19 protein-coding genes and 1 pseudogene are annotated in these 18,657 nt (G+C 62.2%); 11 read left to right on the top strand and 9 right to left on the bottom strand.

Going from position 1 to position 18,657, the window contains the following annotated elements; all coding sequences use genetic code 11:
- Positions 1-12: 12 nt before the first annotated feature.
- Positions 13-1,569 carry a phospholipase D family protein gene (locus CCOS864_RS01250; RefSeq protein ID WP_115084683.1) on the top strand — a complete coding sequence of 519 codons (1,557 nt, stop codon included), beginning with the start codon at positions 13-15 and terminating at the stop codon, positions 1,567-1,569.
- Here CCOS864_RS01250 and CCOS864_RS01245 read toward each other — a convergent pair.
- Both CCOS864_RS01245 and CCOS864_RS01240 read right to left on the bottom strand, forming a co-directional pair.
- Entirely contained in the window at positions 1,566-2,705 is a 1,140-nt protein-coding gene (locus CCOS864_RS01245; protein WP_115084682.1) for an MFS transporter, read from the bottom strand. The genes CCOS864_RS01250 and CCOS864_RS01245 overlap by 4 nt on opposite strands.
- An 86-nt stretch (positions 2,706-2,791) precedes the next feature.
- Complete coding sequence (locus CCOS864_RS01240; protein WP_115084681.1) at positions 2,792-4,285, bottom strand: aldehyde dehydrogenase; 1,494 nt, start codon at positions 4,283-4,285, stop codon at positions 2,792-2,794.
- Positions 4,286-4,484: 199 nt separating this feature from the next.
- Here CCOS864_RS01240 and CCOS864_RS01235 point away from each other — a divergent pair, with 199 nt between their 5' ends.
- Positions 4,485-4,844 carry a cupin domain-containing protein gene (locus CCOS864_RS01235; protein ID WP_115084680.1) on the top strand — a complete coding sequence of 120 codons (360 nt, stop codon included), beginning with the start codon at positions 4,485-4,487 and terminating at the stop codon, positions 4,842-4,844.
- A gap of 83 nt (positions 4,845-4,927) precedes the next feature.
- Positions 4,928-5,131: a hypothetical protein gene (locus tag CCOS864_RS01230; protein ID WP_115084679.1), complete on the top strand. Its 204-nt coding sequence runs from the start codon at positions 4,928-4,930 to the stop codon at positions 5,129-5,131.
- Between the two features lie 96 nt (positions 5,132-5,227).
- Here CCOS864_RS01230 and rpmG read toward each other — a convergent pair whose 3' ends face one another.
- A complete protein-coding gene (rpmG, locus tag CCOS864_RS01225) occupies positions 5,228-5,383 on the bottom strand; it encodes a 50S ribosomal protein L33 (protein ID WP_010225867.1) in 156 nt (51 codons plus the stop codon).
- Positions 5,384-5,394: 11 nt separating this feature from the next.
- Positions 5,395-5,631, bottom strand: a complete 237-nt coding sequence (gene rpmB, locus CCOS864_RS01220; protein WP_010225868.1) for a 50S ribosomal protein L28 — start codon at positions 5,629-5,631, stop codon at positions 5,395-5,397.
- Between the two features lie 362 nt (positions 5,632-5,993).
- On the opposite strand from rpmB, the gene CCOS864_RS01215 reads away from it, so the two are divergent.
- Complete coding sequence (locus CCOS864_RS01215; RefSeq protein WP_115084678.1) at positions 5,994-7,583, top strand: ABC transporter substrate-binding protein; 1,590 nt, start codon at positions 5,994-5,996, stop codon at positions 7,581-7,583.
- Here the strand turns inward: CCOS864_RS01215 and radC are convergent.
- Entirely contained in the window at positions 7,580-8,254 is a 675-nt protein-coding gene (gene radC / locus CCOS864_RS01210; protein WP_115084677.1) for a RadC family protein, read from the bottom strand. The two genes, CCOS864_RS01215 and radC, sit on opposite strands and share 4 nt — an antisense overlap.
- Positions 8,255-8,387: 133 nt before the next feature.
- On the opposite strand from radC, the gene coaBC reads away from it, so the two are divergent.
- The 4 genes and pseudogenes from coaBC (at position 8,388) to argB (ending at position 12,506) form a co-directional block, all read left to right on the top strand.
- Positions 8,388-9,596, top strand: a complete 1,209-nt coding sequence (coaBC, locus tag CCOS864_RS01205; RefSeq protein WP_115084676.1) for a bifunctional phosphopantothenoylcysteine decarboxylase/phosphopantothenate--cysteine ligase CoaBC — start codon at positions 8,388-8,390, stop codon at positions 9,594-9,596.
- Positions 9,597-9,602: 6 nt separating this feature from the next.
- Positions 9,603-10,058, top strand: coding sequence for a dUTP diphosphatase (gene dut, locus CCOS864_RS01200; protein ID WP_115084675.1), 456 nt, complete (start codon positions 9,603-9,605; stop codon positions 10,056-10,058).
- 136 nt (positions 10,059-10,194) lie between these two features.
- Positions 10,195-11,571 (top strand): annotated as a pseudogene (locus tag CCOS864_RS01195) (phosphomannomutase/phosphoglucomutase); the annotation flags it as partial.
- Positions 11,572-11,600: 29 nt separating this feature from the next.
- Positions 11,601-12,506, top strand: coding sequence for an acetylglutamate kinase (gene argB, locus CCOS864_RS01190; RefSeq protein WP_115084673.1), 906 nt, complete (start codon positions 11,601-11,603; stop codon positions 12,504-12,506).
- 106 nt (positions 12,507-12,612) lie between these two features.
- Here the strand turns inward: argB and pyrE are convergent, their stop codons facing one another.
- Complete coding sequence (pyrE, locus tag CCOS864_RS01185; RefSeq protein ID WP_010225878.1) at positions 12,613-13,254, bottom strand: orotate phosphoribosyltransferase; 642 nt, start codon at positions 13,252-13,254, stop codon at positions 12,613-12,615.
- A gap of 80 nt (positions 13,255-13,334) precedes the next feature.
- Here pyrE and CCOS864_RS01180 point away from each other — a divergent pair, with 80 nt between their 5' ends.
- Positions 13,335-14,114, top strand: a complete 780-nt coding sequence (locus CCOS864_RS01180) for an exodeoxyribonuclease III (RefSeq protein WP_010225880.1) — start codon at positions 13,335-13,337, stop codon at positions 14,112-14,114.
- Between the two features lie 66 nt (positions 14,115-14,180).
- Here CCOS864_RS01180 and CCOS864_RS01175 read toward each other — a convergent pair whose 3' ends face one another.
- Together CCOS864_RS01175 and rph are read right to left on the bottom strand one after the other, a co-directional pair.
- Entirely contained in the window at positions 14,181-14,549 is a 369-nt protein-coding gene (locus tag CCOS864_RS01175) for a DUF4870 domain-containing protein (RefSeq protein WP_115084672.1), read from the bottom strand.
- Between the two features lie 25 nt (positions 14,550-14,574).
- Entirely contained in the window at positions 14,575-15,297 is a 723-nt protein-coding gene (rph, locus tag CCOS864_RS01170; protein WP_115084671.1) for a ribonuclease PH, read from the bottom strand.
- Positions 15,298-15,533: 236 nt separating this feature from the next.
- Here rph and CCOS864_RS01165 point away from each other — a divergent pair, with 236 nt between their 5' ends.
- Entirely contained in the window at positions 15,534-16,397 is an 864-nt protein-coding gene (locus CCOS864_RS01165; RefSeq protein ID WP_115084670.1) for a YicC/YloC family endoribonuclease, read from the top strand.
- Positions 16,398-16,410: 13 nt separating this feature from the next.
- A complete protein-coding gene (gene gmk / locus CCOS864_RS01160; protein WP_115084669.1) occupies positions 16,411-17,031 on the top strand; it encodes a guanylate kinase in 621 nt (206 codons plus the stop codon).
- A 21-nt stretch (positions 17,032-17,052) separates the two neighbouring features.
- On the opposite strand, the gene CCOS864_RS01155 is transcribed toward gmk, so the two are convergent.
- A complete protein-coding gene (locus CCOS864_RS01155) occupies positions 17,053-18,573 on the bottom strand; it encodes an APC family permease (protein WP_115084668.1) in 1,521 nt (506 codons plus the stop codon).
- Positions 18,574-18,657: the final 84 nt, after the last annotated feature.

The following is an 18,657-nucleotide window of genomic DNA, read 5'->3' as shown; positions in this document are numbered from 1 at the left end:
GGACGAATTTTCTTGAAAAGCCAGCGGGTGCTGCCCCTACTGCTGTCGCTGCTGCTCGGCCTGGGCGGCTGTGCCAGCGTCAGCCAGCCACGGGAAATCAGCCAGGTCCTGCCGGCCAGCGAGTCGTCGTTCGGCCGCTCAGTACAGCGCCAGGCCTCGGCCTATGACGGACGCTCGGGGTTTCGCCTGCTGCCCAACAGCAATGAAGCCTTCCGCGCCCGCGCCGAACTGATCCGCAACGCCCGGTCGAGCATCGACCTGCAGTATTACATCGTCCACGACGGCCTGAGCACCCGCGCCCTGGTGCATGAACTGCTGCAAGCCGCCGACCGCGGCGTACGGGTGCGCATCCTGCTCGATGACACCACCAGTGACGGCCTCGACGAACTGATGGGCACCCTGGCCGCGCATCCGAACATCCACATCCGCGTGTTCAACCCGTTACACCTGGGCCGCAGCACCGGCGTGACCCGGGCCATGGGCCGACTGTTCAACCTGTCGCTGCAGCATCGGCGCATGCACAACAAGCTGTGGCTGGTGGACAACAGCATGGCCATCGTCGGCGGGCGCAACCTGGGAGATGAGTATTTCGATGCCGAACCCAACCTGAACTTCACCGACATCGACTTGCTCGGCGTCGGCCCGGTGGCCGAGCAATTGGGGCACAGCTTCGATCAATACTGGAACAGCGCCTTGAGCAAGCCCATTGGCGACTTCCTGCTCACCCAACCGGACGCTCGCGACTTGCGCGAAAGCCGTCAGCGCCTGGAGGCCTCACTGGCTGAAGCACGGATCAAGCGCCAGGCACTCTATGACCGGCTGATGGCCTACCAGACCCGGCCGCGCCTGGATGTGTGGCGCAACGAGCTGATCTGGGCCCATAACCAGGCGCTCTGGGACGCGCCGAGCAAGGTCCTGGCCCGCGATGAGCCCGACCCGCAGCTGTTGATGACTCAGCAACTGGCGCCCGACCTGAACAATGTCCAGCACGAACTGATCCTGATCTCGGCCTACTTCGTGCCCCGCGAGTCCGGCTTGCTCTACCTGACCAGCCATGCCGACAAAGGCGTATCGGTGAAGTTGCTGACCAACTCGCTGGAAGCCACCGATGTACCGGCGGTGCACGGCGGCTACGCCCCCTATCGCAAGGCACTGCTCGAGCACGGCGTGCATCTGTATGAACTGCGCCGCCAGCCGGGCGATCCGAGCGCAAGCCGCAGGATCAATTTGCGCGGCAGCTCCGACTCCAGCCTGCACAGCAAGGCGATCGTCTTCGATCGCAAGAAGACCTTCATCGGTTCGTTCAACTTCGACCCGCGCTCGGTGCTGTGGAACACCGAGGTCGGCGTGCTGGTCGACAGCCCGGAGCTGGCCGAATACACCCGCGAACTGGCTGCCCAAGGCATGGCCCCGGCCCTCAGCTACCAGCCGCAACTGGTCGATGGCCAACTGGTCTGGGTGACCGAAGACAACCACCGCCTGCACACCCTGACCACCGAGCCCGGCGGCGTCTGGCGGCGCTTCAACGCCTGGATCAGCAAGGCCGTGGGCCTGGAGAAGATGCTCTAGACCGGGGCCGGTTCGAAAGCATTGGGCCGCCGTGCAAGCAGCACCAGGCCAAACGCGCCCAAAGCCATGAACAGCGGCAGCGCATGCCCACTGACCCACTGGCTGCCCGCCCCTGCCGCCAGCGGCCCGATCAGGCAACCGATGCCCCACAGCTGCGCAACGTGGGCATTGGCGCGAACCAGCGCGTCGTCGCGATAACGCTCGCCAATCAGCACCAGCGACAAGGTGAACAGGCCGCCAGCACTGGCGCCGAACAGCACCCACAGCGGCCAGATCAGCGGCGTTTGCAGCAGCAGCGGAATCGCCAGGCTTGAAGCCAGCAGGGTCAATGCGCAACCACTGAACAGCGTGCGCCGCGACATGCGGTCGGCCAACGCGCCAATCGGCAACTGCAGCAGCGCATCACCGACCACTACGGTGCTGACCATGAACAGGGCGATTTCGGTGGTGAAACCCTGCTGCAGGCAATAGACCGGCAGCAAGGTCAGAATCATGGCCTCGAAGGCAGCAAACAAAGCAATGGCCCAGGCGATCACTGGCAAGCGCCGACAGAAGCCGAACAGGTCCGCGAAGGTCACACTGCAGGATTCGGCACTGGGCGCGCCATCGCGGCCGAGCAGTACCAGCGGCGCGGCAATCAGCAGGCCGGCACCGAGCCAGAAGCCCAGGTCATCTTCCGAGCCCACGACGCCGAGCAACAGCGGCCCGGCCAACTGGCTCAGGGCATAGCTGCTGCCATACAGTGCCACCAGACGTCCGCGCCACTGTTCGACCACCAGCTGGTTGATCCAGCTTTCGCCAAGAATGAAGACGATGGTCAGGATCACCCCGATCAGCAAGCGCAGGGCCAGCCACAACGGATAACTGGGTAGCAGCGCCAGCAGGCCGATGGAAAACGCCCCGGCCCACAGGCACAGGCGCATCAGCCCCGGCGTGCCGAAGCGCGCAGCCAGACGGCTGGAAAGGCTGGCACCGACCAGCACGCCAATGGCCGGCATTGCCGCCATCACGCCGATAGCAAAGCTGCCGTAGCCCCAGCCCTCCAGGCGTAACGACACCAGCGGCATACTGACGCCCAAGGCCAGACCGACACTGAGCACGGCCGCCAGCACGGCGAAATAGGTTCCCCAACGCATCGGCGTCTTCCTTCCAAAAAAATCGCGGGGCAAGCCCGCTCCCACACTGTGGAAGAGGGCTTGCCCCGCGACAGGTCCGCCAGGACTTACAGTTTGATCCAGGTCGCTTTCAGTTCGGTGTACTTGTCCAGCGCATGCAGCGACTTGTCGCGGCCGTTGCCCGACTGTTTGAAGCCGCCGAAAGGCGCGGTCATGTCGCCGCCATCGTACTGGTTGACCCACACGCTACCGGCACGCAGGGCCTTGGCGGTCAGGTGCGCCTTGGAGATGTCGGCGGTCCACACACCGGCAGCCAGGCCGTACGGGGTGTCGTTGGCGATGTTGATCGCTTCTTCGGTGGAGTCGAAGGTGATGACCGACAGCACCGGGCCGAAGATCTCTTCCTGGGCGATCTTCATGGCATTGGTCACGCCGTCGAAGATAGTCGGTTCGACGTAGGTGCCGCCGGTTTCCTCGAGAATGCGCTTGCCGCCCACCAGCAGCTTGGCGCCATCGCTGTGGCCAGCGTCGATGTAGGACAGCACGGTGTTCATCTGCTGGGTATCGACCAGGGCACCGACGGTGGTGGCTGGGTCCAGCGGGTTGCCCGGCTTCCAGGCCTTGAGTGCTTCGAGCACCAGCGGCAGGAACTTGTCCTTGATCGAGCGCTCGACCAGCAGGCGCGAACCTGCGGTGCAGACTTCGCCCTGGTTGAAGGCGATGGCGCTGGCAGCGGATTCGGCAGCGGCGTTGAGGTCCGGGGCGTCAGCGAAGACGATGTTCGGGCTCTTGCCGCCGGCTTCCAGCCAGACGCGCTTCATGTTCGACTCGCCAGCGTAGATCATCAACTGCTTGGCGATCTTGGTCGAACCGGTGAACACCAGGGTATCGACGTCCATGTGCAGGGCCAGGGCCTTGCCGACGGTGTGACCATAGCCTGGCAGCACGTTGAGCACGCCGGCCGGGATACCAGCCTCGATCGCCAGTTGGGCGATGCGGATGGCGGTCAGTGGCGACTTTTCCGAAGGCTTGAGCACCACCGAGTTACCGGTGGCCAGCGCCGGGCCGAGCTTCCAGCAGGCCATCAGCAGCGGGAAGTTCCACGGCACGATGGCAGCAACCACGCCCACCGGCTCACGGGTCACCAGACCCAGCTGATCATGCGGGGTGGCGGCGACTTCGTCGTAGATCTTGTCGATCGCTTCACCGTTCCAGCTCAGGGCCTGGGCGGCACCTGGCACGTCGATGTTCAGCGAGTCGCTGATCGGCTTGCCCATGTCCAGGGTTTCCAGCAGGGCCAGCTCTTCGACGTTCTGCTTGAGCAGGCCGGCGAAACGAATCATGGTGGCCTTGCGCTTGGCCGGGGCCAGGCGCGACCAGACGCCGGAGGCGAAGGTGGCACGGGCATTTTCCACGGCGCGGTTGGCATCGGCCTCGTCGCAGCTGGCGATCTGCGCCAGGAGGCGTCCGTCGACCGGGCTGAGGCACTCGAACGTGGCGCCGGAAACGGCAGCGGTGTATTCACCATTGATGAAAGCACGGCCTTCGATCTTCAGTTGCTGGGCACGTTGTTCCCAGTCCGCACGAGTCAGGGTGGTCATACGAAACTCCTCCTCTTGTTAAGGTGCAGTGCCGCACGAGGGCTTGGGGGCACTGTCGAAAATTCTGGCTGGGCGACACACGCGCACAGGCACCTGCCACCCTAAACCACCGGCGCCCTAATTTTCAATATATTTGACATAATCACACCAAACACCTACTGATGTTCATTTTATTAAACAACAAAAAGGGGACCCGACCATGCGCATTAACCAGATCATCGACTTTGCCCAGGTGCTGACCGAGGCCGAGCGCTACCGCCCCGCCGCAGAAAAGGTGCTCAAGGGCGATCCCGAGCAGGCGGTCTACAACCACTACTCCAGCCCGTGCTCACAGTTTCATGCGGGCGTCTGGGAAGGCGCGGTCGGGCAATGGACCGTCAATTACACCGAACATGAGTATTGCGAGATCGTTCAAGGCGTCTCGGTACTTCGTGATGAGGACGGCGGGGCAAAAACCCTGCGCGCTGGCGACCGCTTCGTGATCCCGGCGGGCTTCAAGGGCACCTGGGAAGTGCTGGAACCGTGCCGCAAGATCTATGTGATGTTCGAGCAGAAATAAATATCTACCGCTCGAGCAGGACTTGTCCAACAGAGCATGGCGTTGCCCAACCGGGCATTCAATCAATCGAAGGAAGCAACGTCATGACCAACGAAGAAGCCCTGCAACAGATCGATCACCTTGTCGGCACCCGCTATGTACCTAGCGTCAAAGCCTACGTCAGTGAGTTGACCGGTCGTGACCGCGTCGTCGGCATCAATGACCGCTCGACTCGCGAGTATGATCCGGAGCGGATTCAGATCGAGGGGGATGCGGACGGCAAGATTAAATCGTTCGCCTTCAACTGATCGACAGCCGGGCTTAGGCCCTGGTACCGAAAAAGCGGCATAAAAAAAAGGGCCCGTATCCTGAGATACGGGCCCTTTTTTCGTCAGCCGGATCAATTACTTGATCTTGGCTTCCTTGTAGATCACGTGCTTGCGAACAACCGGATCGAATTTTTTGATTTCGATTTTGTCCGGAGTGGTGCGCTTGTTCTTGTCGGTGGTGTAGAAGTGGCCGGTATTAGCGGTCGACACCAGACGGATCAATTCACGCATGATTCTCTCCCTTAGACCTTAGCGCCGTTACGGCGAATGTCGACCAGAACGGCATCGATGCCGCGCTTGTCGATGATGCGCATGCCTTTGGCAGATACGCGCAGACGCACGAAACGCTTCTCGGACTCGACCCAGAAGCGATGATGCTGCAGGTTCGGCAGGAAACGACGACGGGTTTTGTTGTTTGCGTGGGAAATGTTATTCCCGGTTACCGGACCCTTACCGGTAACTTGACAGACTCTCGACATGCCTCAGCCCTCTAAAACCACATGCCCAACCCGGCATGGGTTGGCCGCTTAATCTCTCAGTCTTTGGCGCCAGGCGCCGTGTTTCTTCAGGGTCTTATCGACTCGGTCAGCAGATGCGACAAGCCGAGCCCCTAGAAAAGAGCGCTGCTTTATACCAGAAAGACCAGAGCACAACAACAGAAGATGTGCTTTGACTTGCTGTTCGACACGCCGGAGCAGCATAACCACTGGCCCGGCCGGCTGTCGACCGCCCGTCGCCCGATCGGCAAAAAAGGATATGGTCATTTGCCTCACGGCACACTAGGGTAGGACTTTTCCAGACTGCATTGGCAGATGGGCCATCGATCAGCCAAGGAATCCCCATGCGCGCTGCCGTTCTACCCCTGTTGTTCGCCACCCTGCTCGGCCCGGCTTTCGCCCAGGCGGCTGCGCTGAGCGTATGCACCGAAGCCAGCCCCGAAGGCTTCGACGTGGTCCAGTACAACTCGCTGACCACCACCAATGCCTCGGCCGATGTATTGATGAACCGCCTGGTCGAGTTCGACGCACGCCAGGGCCAGGTAGTGCCGAGCCTGGCGCAAAGCTGGACGGTGTCGCCGGACGGCCTGATCTACGAGTTCAAGCTGCGCCCGGGGGTGAAATTCCACAGCACCGGCTACTTCAAGCCCAATCGCACCCTGGACGCCGACGACGTGCTGTTCAGCTTCCAGCGCATGCTCTACCCCGCCCATTCCTGGCACAAGATCGCCCAGAGCGGCTACCCGCACGCCCAGTCACTGCAGTTGCCCAGCCTGATCAAGCAGATCGAGGCGGTAGACCCGCTGACCGTGCGCTTTACCCTCGATCACCCCGACGCCACTTTCCTGGCCACCCTGAGTATGGGCTTTGCCTCGATCTACTCCGCCGAGTACGCCGACCAACTGCTCAAGGCCGGTACTCCGGAGAAGCTCAACAGCCAGCCAATCGGCACCGGGCCTTTCGTGTTCAATCGCTTCCAGAAGGACGCGGTAATCCGCTACCGGGCCAACCCGGACTACTTTGCCGGCAAGCCTGGGGTTGATCCACTGATCTTCGCCATCACCCCCGACGCCAACGTGCGCCTGCAAAAACTCAAGCGCAACGAGTGCCAGATCGCCCTGTCGCCAAAACCGCTGGATATCGCCGCGGCCAGCGAGGATCCGACCCTGAAGGTAGAAAAGACCGAAGCCTTCATGACTGCGTTCGTCGCCATCAATAGCCAGCACGCGCCACTGGACAAGCCGGAAGTGCGCCAGGCCATCAACCTCGCCTTCGACAAGGCCAGCTACCTCAAGGCTGTGTTCGAAGATACCGCCGTTGCCGCCAATGGTCCGTACCCACCCAACACCTGGAGCTACGCCAAGGACCTGCCCGGCTATCCGGCCAACCTCGACAAGGCCCGGGCGCTGCTCACCAAGGCCGGCCTCAAGGACGGCTTCAGCACCACCATCTGGACCCGCCCGCAAGGCAGCCTGCTCAACCCCAACCCCAGCCTTGGCGCTCAGTTATTGCAGGCAGACCTGGGTAAAATCGGCATCAAGGCCGAAATCCGCGTGATCGAATGGGGCGAGCTGATCCGCCGGGCCAAGGCCGGCGAGCACGACCTGCTGTTCATGGGCTGGGCCGGCGACAACGGCGACCCGGACAACTTCCTCAGCCCACAGTTTTCCTGCGCGGCGGTCAAGTCCGGGACCAACTTCGCCCGCTACTGCGATCAGCGCCTCGACCAGCTGATCAGCGCCGGCAAGACCACCAACGACCAGAGCGTGCGCAGTCGCCTGTACCAGCAGGCCCAGACGCTGATCCAGCAGCAGGCCTTGTGGCTGCCCCTGGCCCACCCGACGGCCGCCGTGCTGGCCCGCAAGGATGTCCAGGGTTATCAGGTCAGCCCGTTCGGCCGCCAGGACTTTGCCGGGGTCAGTACCTCGCGTTAAAGCCAGCCGTGCTCAGCCATCGACAGCGGCTCGCCGTCGCCGATGACGAAATGGTCGAGCACGCGGACTTCGATCATGTCCAGGGCCTTGGTCAGGCGCCGGGTCAGCACCAGGTCGGCATCGCTGGGCTCGCTCACACCCGAGGGATGGTTGTGGCAGAGGATCAACGCCGCAGCGTTGTGCGCCAGGGCCCGCTTGATCACTTGCCGGGGATAGACGCTGGCGCTGTTGATCGAACCCTGGAACAGCGCCTCGAAGGCCAGCACCCGGTGCTTGCTGTCGAGAAACAGGCAACCGAACACTTCGTGCGGCTCGTGGCGCAGACACGCCTTGAGGTAATCCTTGACCGCTTGCGGGCTCTGCAAGGCTGAATCGCGCCGCAGGCGCTCAGCCAGGTGGCGCCGGGACATTTCCAGCACGGCTTGCAACTGGGCGAACTTCGCCGGCCCCAGCCCGAGTTCGCCGTTGAAGCTGCGGCTGTCAGCCTCGAGCAGCCCGCGCAAGCTGCCGAAGCGCCCGAGCAAATGCCTGGCCAGGTCGACCGCGCTACGCCCACGCACGCCCGTGCGCAGAAAGATCGCCAGCAGCTCAGCATCCGACAGGCTGCCCGCCCCCGACTCCAACAGTTTTTCCCGCGGTCTTTCCGCCGCAGGCCAGTCCCTGATACTCATGACAATTCCCTCTGTCTTTCGGTTACTGCTCCCGGTTTGAGCCCTGTGCTACATTAGCCGCTCATTTTTACGCGACGAACCGGCCTGGGGAGGCGTCGTCGCCGCGTGTAATCACTGAGCAAAAGGCAAGCCTATGCAGCGGCTGTATCGGAAGCGCATCGTTCTCGGCGTCGGCGGCGGCATTGCCGCCTACAAGAGTGCCGAGCTGGTTCGCCGACTCCTGGAACACGGCGCCCAAGTACGCGTCGTCATGACCCGTGGCGGCGCCGAATTCATCACCCCACTGACCATGCAGGCCTTGTCCGGGCATCCGGTGCACATGGACCTATTGGACCCTGCTGCCGAAGCGGCGATGGGCCATATCGAACTGGCCAAGTGGGCCGACCTGGTGCTGATTGCCCCAGCCACCGCCGACCTGCTCGCGCGCCTGGCACAGGGTGTTGCCGACGATCTGCTGACCACCCTGGTACTGGCTACCGACGCCACTGTGGCCGTGGCCCCGGCGATGAACCAGGCGATGTGGCGCGACCCGGCCACCCAGGCCAACCTGGAGCTGCTGCAAAGCCGTGATATCCAGGTGTTCGGCCCGGCCTCCGGCAGCCAGGCCTGTGGCGACGTGGGCCTGGGCCGCATGCTCGAAGCCACTGACCTGGCCTGGTGCGCCGCCGAGACATTCAAGCGCGAGTCGCTGACCGGCAAGCACGTGCTGATCACTGCTGGCCCGACCCAGGAAAACATCGACCCGGTGCGCTACATCACCAACCACAGCTCGGGGAAAATGGGCTTCGCCCTGGCCGAAGCGGCTGTCGAAGCCGGCGCCAAGGTAACCCTGGTCACCGGCCCGGTGAACTTGCCAACGCCCGATCGTGTCACCCGCATCGACGTGGTCAGCGCCCGCGACATGCTCGCCGCCTGCGAAGCGGCCATACCCTGCGATGTGTTCATCGCCTCGGCAGCAGTCGCAGACTACCGCCCAGAGGTTGTGGCCCCGCAAAAACTCAAGAAAGACCCTACGACAGGTGACGGCCTGCTGCTGCAGATGGTCCGTAATCCGGACATTCTCGCCAGCATCTCCACCCGCCCCGATCGCCCGTTCAGCGTCGGCTTTGCCGCCGAGACCGAACACCTGCTCGATTACGCCGCGCGCAAGCTCAAGGACAAGAACCTCGACCTGATTGTCGCCAACGATGTGGCCAACCCCAGCATCGGCTTCAACAGCGAGGAGAACGCCTGCAGCGTCATCGACCGTCAACTTCACGCAACTATTTTCGCGCAGACCAGCAAGGGCAAGATCGCCCGCCAGCTGGTCGCTTTCATCGCCGAACGTCTCAACCAGGTTTAATTTCGCATGCACGCTCTACAAGCCAAGATTCTCGATCCACGCATCGGCAGCGACTTCCCGCTGCCACAATACGCCACCCCGGGTTCGGCCGGCCTCGACCTGCGCGCCATGCTCAAGCAAGACACCGTCCTCGAGCCTGGCCAGACCCTGCTGATCCCTACCGGCCTGTCGGTCTACATCGGTGACCCGGGCCTGGCGGCACTGATCCTGCCGCGCTCGGGCCTTGGCCACAAACACGGCATCGTCCTCGGCAACCTGGTCGGCCTGATCGACTCCGACTACCAGGGCGAGCTGATGGTTTCCTGCTGGAACCGCGGCCAGACCCCGTTCACCATCGCCATCGGCGAGCGCATCGCACAGCTGGTGCTGGTACCGGTGGTACAGGCGCATTTCGATGTCGTCGAAGCCTTCGACGAAAGCCAGCGCGGCGCTGGCGGTTTCGGCCATTCCGGTAGCCATTGATCCGTCGGTTGCCCAGCGCGAGCCAAGGATGGCGAACTCTCTGGCGAAATGGCCGTCAAAGCGTTCAGTTTGAGCCTGCCCTGCACGCCCTCTAAATTGGAGCTCCCCAGAGATGAACGACATGGCACACCTGGTACCTGTACTTCCCGCCAGCATCTTCCGCGCTTATGACATCCGTGGCGTGGTCGGTGACACCCTCACCGCCGAAACCGCCTACTGGATCGGTCGCGCCATCGGCGCACAAACCCTCGCCCAGGGTGAACCGAACATCTCGGTCGGCCGTGACGGCCGCCTGTCCGGGCCGATGCTGGTCGAGCAACTGATCAAGGGCCTGGTCGAAGCCGGCTGCAAGGTCAGCGATGTCGGCCTGGTACCGACCCCTGCCCTGTACTACGCCGCCAACGTGCTGGCCGGCAAGTCCGGGGTGATGCTCACCGGCAGCCACAACCCGCCGAATTACAACGGCTTCAAGATCGTCATAGCCGGCGACACCCTGGCCAACGAACAGATCCAGGCGTTGTTGACCCGCCTGCAAAGCAACGACCTGAGCCGTGGCGAAGGCAGCGTCGAGAAAGTCGAAATCCTCGATCGCTACTTCAAGCAGATCACCGGTGATATCAAGCTGGGGAAAAAGCTCAAGGTGGTCGTCGACTGCGGCAACGGTGCGGCCGGCGTGATCGCTCCCCAGCTCATCGAAGCCCTGGGCTGCGAGATGATCCCGCTGTTCTGCGAGGTTGATGGCAACTTCCCCAACCACCACCCGGACCCAGGCAAACCTGAGAACCTGGTCGACCTGATTGCCAAGGTCAAGGAAACCGGTGCCGACCTGGGCCTGGCCTTCGACGGCGATGGCGACCGCGTCGGCGTGGTCACCAACACCGGCAGCATCGTCTACCCGGACCGCCTGCTGATGCTGTTCGCTCAGGACGTACTTGAGAGAAATCCGGGCGCCGAGATCATCTTCGACGTCAAATGCACCCGTCGCCTGACCCCGTTGATCGAGCAATACGGTGGCCGCGCACTAATGTGGAAGACCGGCCACTCGTTGATCAAGAAAAAGATGAAGCAGACCGGTGCTTTGCTCGCAGGCGAGATGAGCGGTCACATCTTCATCAAGGAGCGCTGGTATGGTTTTGACGACGGCATTTACAGCGCCGCACGCCTGCTGGAAATCCTCAGCAAGGCCAAAACCGATGCCGAACAGCTGTTTGCTGCGTTCCCGAACGATATTTGCACGCCGGAAATCAATATTGATGTGACCGACGAGGGTAAATTCAGCATCATTGATGCACTGCAACGCAACGCCGACTGGGGCAACGACGCCAACCTGACCACCATCGATGGTGTGCGGGTCGACTACCCCCACGGCTGGGGCCTGGTTCGCGCCTCCAACACCACGCCGGTGTTGGTATTGCGCTTCGAGGCCGACAACGACGCCGAACTGCAGCGTATCAAAGAGGTATTCCGCGCCCAACTGAAGCGCGTTGCCCCTGACCTGCAACCCAAGTTCTGACCGACCCCCTGTTCCAACTGGAGCCCTGCATGACCCTCGATCGCGATGCCGCCACCCATGTCGCCCAGGTTTTGTCCGAAGCGCTGCCTTACATTCGCCGCTTTGTCGGCAAGACCCTGGTGATCAAATACGGCGGCAACGCGATGGAGAGCGAAGAGCTCAAAACCGGTTTTGCCCGCGATGTGGTGCTGATGAAAGCCGTCGGCATCAACCCGGTGGTGGTGCACGGCGGCGGCCCGCAAATCGGTGACCTGCTCAAGCGCCTGTCGATCGAAAGCCACTTCATCGATGGCATGCGCGTTACCGACGCGCAAACCATGGACGTGGTGGAGATGGTCCTCGGCGGCCAGGTCAACAAGGACATCGTCAACCTGATCAACCGTCATGGCGGCAGCGCCATCGGCTTGACCGGTAAGGATGCCGAGCTGATCCGTGCGAAGAAGCTCACCGTCACCCGTCAGACGCCAGAGATGACCACCCCGGAAATCATCGACATCGGTCATGTGGGCGAAGTGGTCGGGGTCAACACCGACCTGCTCAACATGCTGGTCAAAGGCGACTTCATCCCGGTGATCGCGCCAATCGGCGTGGGCGCCAATGGCGAGTCGTACAACATCAACGCCGACCTGGTGGCAGGTAAAGTGGCCGAAGCGCTGAAGGCTGAAAAGCTGATGCTGCTGACCAACATCGCCGGCCTGATGGACAAGCAAGGCACCGTGCTCACCGGCCTGACCACCGAGCAGGTCAACGAACTGATCGCCGACGGCACCATCTACGGTGGCATGCTGCCGAAGATCCGCTGCGCACTGGAAGCGGTGCAAGGCGGGGTCAACAGCTCGCACATCATCGATGGCCGGGTGCCGAACGCGGTGCTGCTGGAGATCTTCACCGACAGCGGCGTGGGTACCCTGATTACCAATCACAAGCCGCGTTAAACCCTTTCGCGGGTCAAGCCCGCTCCTACAGAGCCTGTGGGAGTGGGCTTGACCCGCGATGAGGCACAAAAAAAGGCGACCCTATGGTCGCCTTTTTTTATTGGCTTCAGATACCGTACTGCGCCCGGTAGGCCTCGACGGCCGGCAAGTGCTGCTTGAGCGCCGGGTCGTCGGCGAGGAACTCCAGCACCTGGGTCAGCGAGACGATGCTCACCACCGGGATGCCGAAGTCACGCTCGACTTCCTGGATCGCCGACAGCTCACCGTTGCCGCGCTCCTGGCGGTTCAGTGCGATCAGCACGCCAGCAGCCTTGGCTTGCTGACCCTGGATGATCTGCATGACTTCGCGGATGGCAGTGCCGGCAGTGATCACGTCGTCGATGATCAGTACATCGCCGGTCAGCGGCGCGCCGACCAGGCTACCGCCTTCACCATGGGCTTTGGCCTCTTTGCGGTTGAAGCACCATGGCAGGTCGAGGTCATGGTGCTCGGCAAGGGCCACGGCAGTGGCTGCCGCCAGGGGGATACCCTTGTAGGCCGGGCCGAACAGCACGTCGAAGGGGATCTTGCTGTCGACGATCGCCGCAGCATAGAAACGCCCGAGCTGAGCCAGGGCCGAGCCGCTGTTGAACAGGCCGGCATTGAAGAAGTACGGGCTGGTGCGCCCGGACTTGAGGGTGAATTCACCGAAGCGCAGAACCCCGCGGTCGATGGCAAAACGAATGAAGTCGCGCTGATACGGCTGCATGAAGAGTCCCGGATACCACGGATTTAGCTAATTGAGTACAGCTCGGGTATCATACACGCACGAGATTTTTGGGGCCATTTATGCGGATCATCAGTGTGAACGTTAATGGCATTCAGGCTGCCGTTGAGCGTGGTTTGCTCAGCTGGCTACAAGCCCAGAATGCTGACGTCATCTGCCTTCAGGATACCCGCGCCTCGGCCTTTGAACTCGACGACCCAGCTTTCCAGCTCGATGGCTACTTCCTTTATGCCTGCGACGCAGAAGTTCCCGCCCAAGGCGGCGTGGCACTTTATTCGCGGTTGCAGCCCAAGGCAGTCATCAGCGGCCTGGGCTTCGAGACAGCCGACCGCTACGGACGTTACCTGCAGGCCGATTTCGACAAGGTAAGTATCGCAACCCTGTTGCTACCTTCGGGAATGAACGGCGATGAAGACTTGAACCAGAAGTTCAAGTTGATGGACGACTTCGCCAAGTACCTGGACAAGCAACGGCGCAAGCGTCGTGAATACATCTATTGCGGCTCGTTGTACGTGGCGCAGCAGAAACTCGACGTCAAGAACTGGCGAGATGGCCAGCAATCTCCAGGCTTCCTGGCGCCGGAACGCGCCTGGATGGACGAGATTGTCGGCAACATGGGTTATGTCGATGCCCTGCGCGAAGTCAGCCGTGAAGGCGACCAGTACAGCTGGTGGCCAGACAACGAGCAAGCCGAGATGCTCAACCTGGGCTGGCGCTTCGACTACCAGTTGCTGACCCCGGGCCTGCGCCGTTTCGTGCGCAGCGCACGCCTGCCACGCCAGCCGCGCTTTTCTCAGCACGCGCCGCTGATCGTGGACTACGACTGGACGCTGACCATCTGATTTGCTCAGCCACAAAAAAGCCGACTTCGCGTCGGCTTTTTTGTCACTGCAACATTCAGCTGATCATTATTTGATCGGCCGCCAGGTCAACGGGTAGCGATAAGGCTGGCCGTCATTGGCCTTGACCCCGGCCATGATGGTCAGGATCAGCACGGCGATCATCAGCATGCCGAACAACACCACACCGATCAGCACGAACATCAGCACGGCGCAGATGATCGAGGCAATGAACACGGTGATCTGAAAGTTCAACGCTTCCTTGCCCTGGGCATCGACAAACGGATCGACGTCCTTCTTCCAGATCCACATCACCAACGGCCCCAACAGGCTACCGAAGGGAAAGACCAGGCCCAACAGCGCGGCCAGGTGGCAGAACATTGCCCACTGCCGCACTTCGGCATTGGGGGTAGGCAACTGCAACGGCTGCTCGGTCATATTCTGCTCCTTGCCCGGGTTGAATTCAGTCAGCCAGCGAGGCTTGCTGCAGTTCGAACAGGTCGACCATGCCTTTTTGCGCCAATGCCAACATGGCATTGAGCTCTTCCGGCTGGAATGGCGCGCCTTCGGCAGTGCCCTGGACTTCAATGAAACCGCCCTGGCTGGTCATCACCACGTTCAGATCGGTCTCGGCGGCCGAGTCTTCGAGGTAATCCAGGTCGAGCACCGGCTCACCCTGGTACATGCCCACCGAAACGGCAGCGATCATGTGCTTGAGCGGGTCGCCGCCCTTCAGGCCGCCACGCTTCTTGACCACGCGCAGAGCGTCGACCAGGGCAACCATGGCGCCGGTGATCGATGCGGTGCGGGTGCCGCCGTCGGCCTGGATCACGTCGCAGTCGACGTACAGGGTGATGTCGCCCAGCTTGCTCATGTCCAGCGCGGCGCGCAGGGAACGGCCGATCAGGCGCTGGATTTCGAGGGTGCGCCCGCCTTGCTTGCCACGGCTGGCTTCGCGCTGGTTACGCTCGCCGGTGGAGCGCGGCAACATGCCGTATTCGGCAGTCAGCCAGCCCTGGCCCTGACCTTTGAGGAAGCGCGGGACACCGTTCTCGACACTGACGGTACAGATGACTTTGGTGTCACCGAACTCGACCAGTACTGACCCCTCGGCGTGTTTGGTGTAGTTGCGGGTGATGCGGATCGAGCGAAGCTGATCGGCAGCGCGACCACTTGGACGTTTCATTTGGGATACCTGTACTGGACTTGAATCTGCCCAGCATTATAGAGCGCGCCGGGCGATGAGGACATGCCTATTGTCGCAGGCCCCGAAACAGACGGCCCAGGGCCGCAGGTCGGGTTTTTCCGGGAACGGCCCGAGGGTTTGTAACATCAGTGGATTGGGAGCCAGCGCCGCACTGCGCTACAATCCTGCGCCTTCAGCCGTTGGCTTTCCTTCATCTATTGCGCGAGGTACTTCCCATGGTGCACAGCATGACCGCTTTTGCTCGTGTCGAGCGCGCCGGTAGCCGGGGCACCCTGATCTGGGAACTGCGCTCGGTCAATCATCGCTACCTGGAGCCGCACCTGCGCCTGCCAGAAGCCTTCCGCGACCTCGAAGGCGCTGTGCGCGAGAGCTTGCGCCAGGGCCTGTCGCGCGGCAAGGTCGAGTGCACCCTGCGCTTCAACGAAGAGAATAACGGCAAGGCCCTGCAGATTGATCGCGAGCGCGCCGCGCAATTGGTTGCCGCCGCCGAGACAGTCGCCAGCCTGATCAAGCAGCCAGCACCGCTCAATCCGCTCGAAGTACTGGCCTGGCCGGGCGTGCTGGTGGCTGATGCCGCCGACCCGCAGGCGCTCAACAGCGAAGCCATGGCCTTGTTCGAAGAGGCCCTGAACGAACTGAAGAATGGCCGTAACCGCGAAGGCGCCGAGCTGGCCCGATTGATCAACGAGCGCCTGGACAACATGGCCAGCGAGGTCACCACCCTGCGCGTCCTGGTACCGCAGATGCTCGCCGCCCAACGGCAGAAGATCCTCGACCGCTTCAGTGACATGCAGGCCGAGCTCGACCCGCAGCGCCTGGAACAGGAAATGGTCCTGCTGGCGCAAAAGAGCGACGTTGCCGAAGAACTCGACCGCTTGAGCACCCACGTCACCGAAGTGCGCCGGGTGCTCAAGTCCGGCGGCGCCGCCGGCCGGCGCCTGGACTTCCTGATGCAGGAGCTCAACCGCGAAGCCAACACCCTGGGCTCCAAAGCCTTCGACCCACGCAGCACCCAGTCCGCGGTCAACCTCAAGGTACTGATCGAGCAGATGCGTGAACAAGTACAGAACATTGAGTAAGGCCACCCCGACCATGAATCACAGCAGCGGCACCCTTTATATCGTTTCGGCCCCCTCCGGCGCCGGCAAGACCAGCCTGGTCAAAGCCCTGATCGACGCTGACAACAGCATCCAGGTATCGGTCTCGCACACCACCCGGGCCATGCGCCCGGGCGAAGTGCACGGCGTGAACTACCACTTCGTCGAGCATACCGAGTTCAAGCTGATGATCGAGCAAGGCGACTTCCTCGAGCAGGCCGAGGTCTTCGGTAACTTCTACGGGACTTCGCGCAGCGCGCTGCAGCAGGCCCTTGACCAAGGCCGGGACCTGATCCTCGAGATCGACTGGCAAGGCGCCCAGCAGGTGCGCAAGCTGATGCCCGAGGCGCGATCGATCTTCATCCTGCCGCCGACCCAGGAGGCCCTGCGCCAGCGCCTGACCAACCGCGGCCAGGACAGCGACGAGATCATCGAAGGACGGATGCGTGAAGCGGTGAGCGAGATGAGTCACTACGACGAGTATGACTTCGTCATCATCAATGATGACTTCGCCACGGCACTGGAAGACCTCAAGGCGGTGTTCCGCGCCAATCGCTTGCTGCAGGCCAATCAGCAGCAGCGTCATGGCCAGCTGCTCAAGCAATTGCTTGCCTGAGCAACCGGCACCTCCAGCCGCTTAACGGCGGCTGGAGACCGTGGCGTGACGGTGCAAGGTCATGCCCAGGAAGAACGCCGGCGCACGCAGGCGGGACAGCATCATCAGCACCAGTCCGAGCACGGTGATGATCATTGCGATCACGAACACCAGGCCCAACCCACCCACATGCGAACCGCTGCCGAACGACGGCGAAGCGCTGTCGATGGCCGTCTGCAGGAAGATCACCGAAAGGATGCCGCCGCCGAGCAGCGGGCACAGGCCGCGCATCAGGAAGTGACGCAGGCTGTCGAACAGGCTGTGGCGGAAGTACCAGACACAGGCGTAGGCGGTCAGCGAATAGTAGAAGCAGATCATCATGCCCAGGGCGGTGATGGTGTCAGCCAGGACGTTCTCGCTGAGGGTGCGCATGGTCACGTAGAACACGCCTGCTGCAACGCCAGCGCAGATGGTGGCATAACGCGGGGTTTTCGAACGCGGACAGACACTGGCGAAACGCTCAGGCACGGCCCCGTAGTACCCCATGGCCAGCAGCGTACGTGCTGGCGACACGAAGGTGGACTGCAGCGAGGCAGCAGTGCTGGCCAACACAGCGATCGACATCAGGATCGCCAACGGGCCCATGACCGGACCGGCCAGGTGAGCGAAGACGTTTTCCTGGATGCGCGGGTTGTTCAAGCCCAGGCCAATATCACCGATACCGGCAAACTGCAGCGTGGCAATCGCCGTGACCAGGTACAGGCCGAGAATCAACAGTACCGTCAGAGTGGCCGCGCGGCCGGGGGTGTCACCGCTGCCGACCGATTCTTCACTGATGCTCAGGCACACGTCCCAGCCCCAGAAGATGAAGATCGACAGCGACAGGCCGGCGGTAAAAGCCGAGAACGATTCAACGCCGAAGGGGTTGAACCAGTCCAGGTCGAACGCCAGCGGCGGCGTCGCCGAAGACTCGCCAAACGCAGCCATGGCAAAGCCCACCAGCACCACCAACTGCAATGCCACCAGGCCGTACTGCACGGTCATGGTCGTGGCGATGCCGCGGCAACAGATCCACACCGCCATGGCGATGAACACGCAACAGGTGACGACGTTGATCAGCAGATTGTCGCTGAGCGCAGCCACCTCGTGGCTGCCGGTGATCTGCCCAAGGAATAGATAGAAGAAGTCGACGGCCACCCCGGCCAGGTTGGACAGCACGATGGTGGTCGCAGTGACCAGCCCCCAGCCGCCGATCCAGCCAATCATCGGGCCGAAGGCCCGCGCCGACCAGGTAAAGGAAGTACCGCTGTCCGGCTCGGCCGCGTTCAGTTCGCGGTAACCCAGGGCCACCAGCAGCATCGGCAGGAAGCCAACGATGAATACCGCCGGCAGGTGAGCCCCGACTTCACGCACGGTCGGTCCCAGCGCGCCGGTCAAAGTATAGACCGGGGCGATGGTGGAGATGCCCAGCACGATGCTGGCCAGCAGTCCGAGCCGGCCCTTGGCCAGCCCCTTGGATCGCCCGCCCTCACCTGGGGACAGGCCTGCTTTGTGTTCACTCATGAGTAGTTGCCGCCAATATTGGTATTGTTTTTCAGGACGCCCCGCAGGGTGTCCGCTTTCACTCACTGAAACCTGTTGCGTGGT

Source organism: Pseudomonas wadenswilerensis, assembly GCF_900497695.1.
In the GTDB taxonomy this organism is placed as follows: Bacteria; Pseudomonadota; Gammaproteobacteria; order Pseudomonadales; family Pseudomonadaceae; genus Aquipseudomonas; species Aquipseudomonas wadenswilerensis.
The sequence above is the reverse complement of the archived record's forward strand: the minus strand, read 5'-3'. Positions and strand labels throughout refer to the sequence as shown.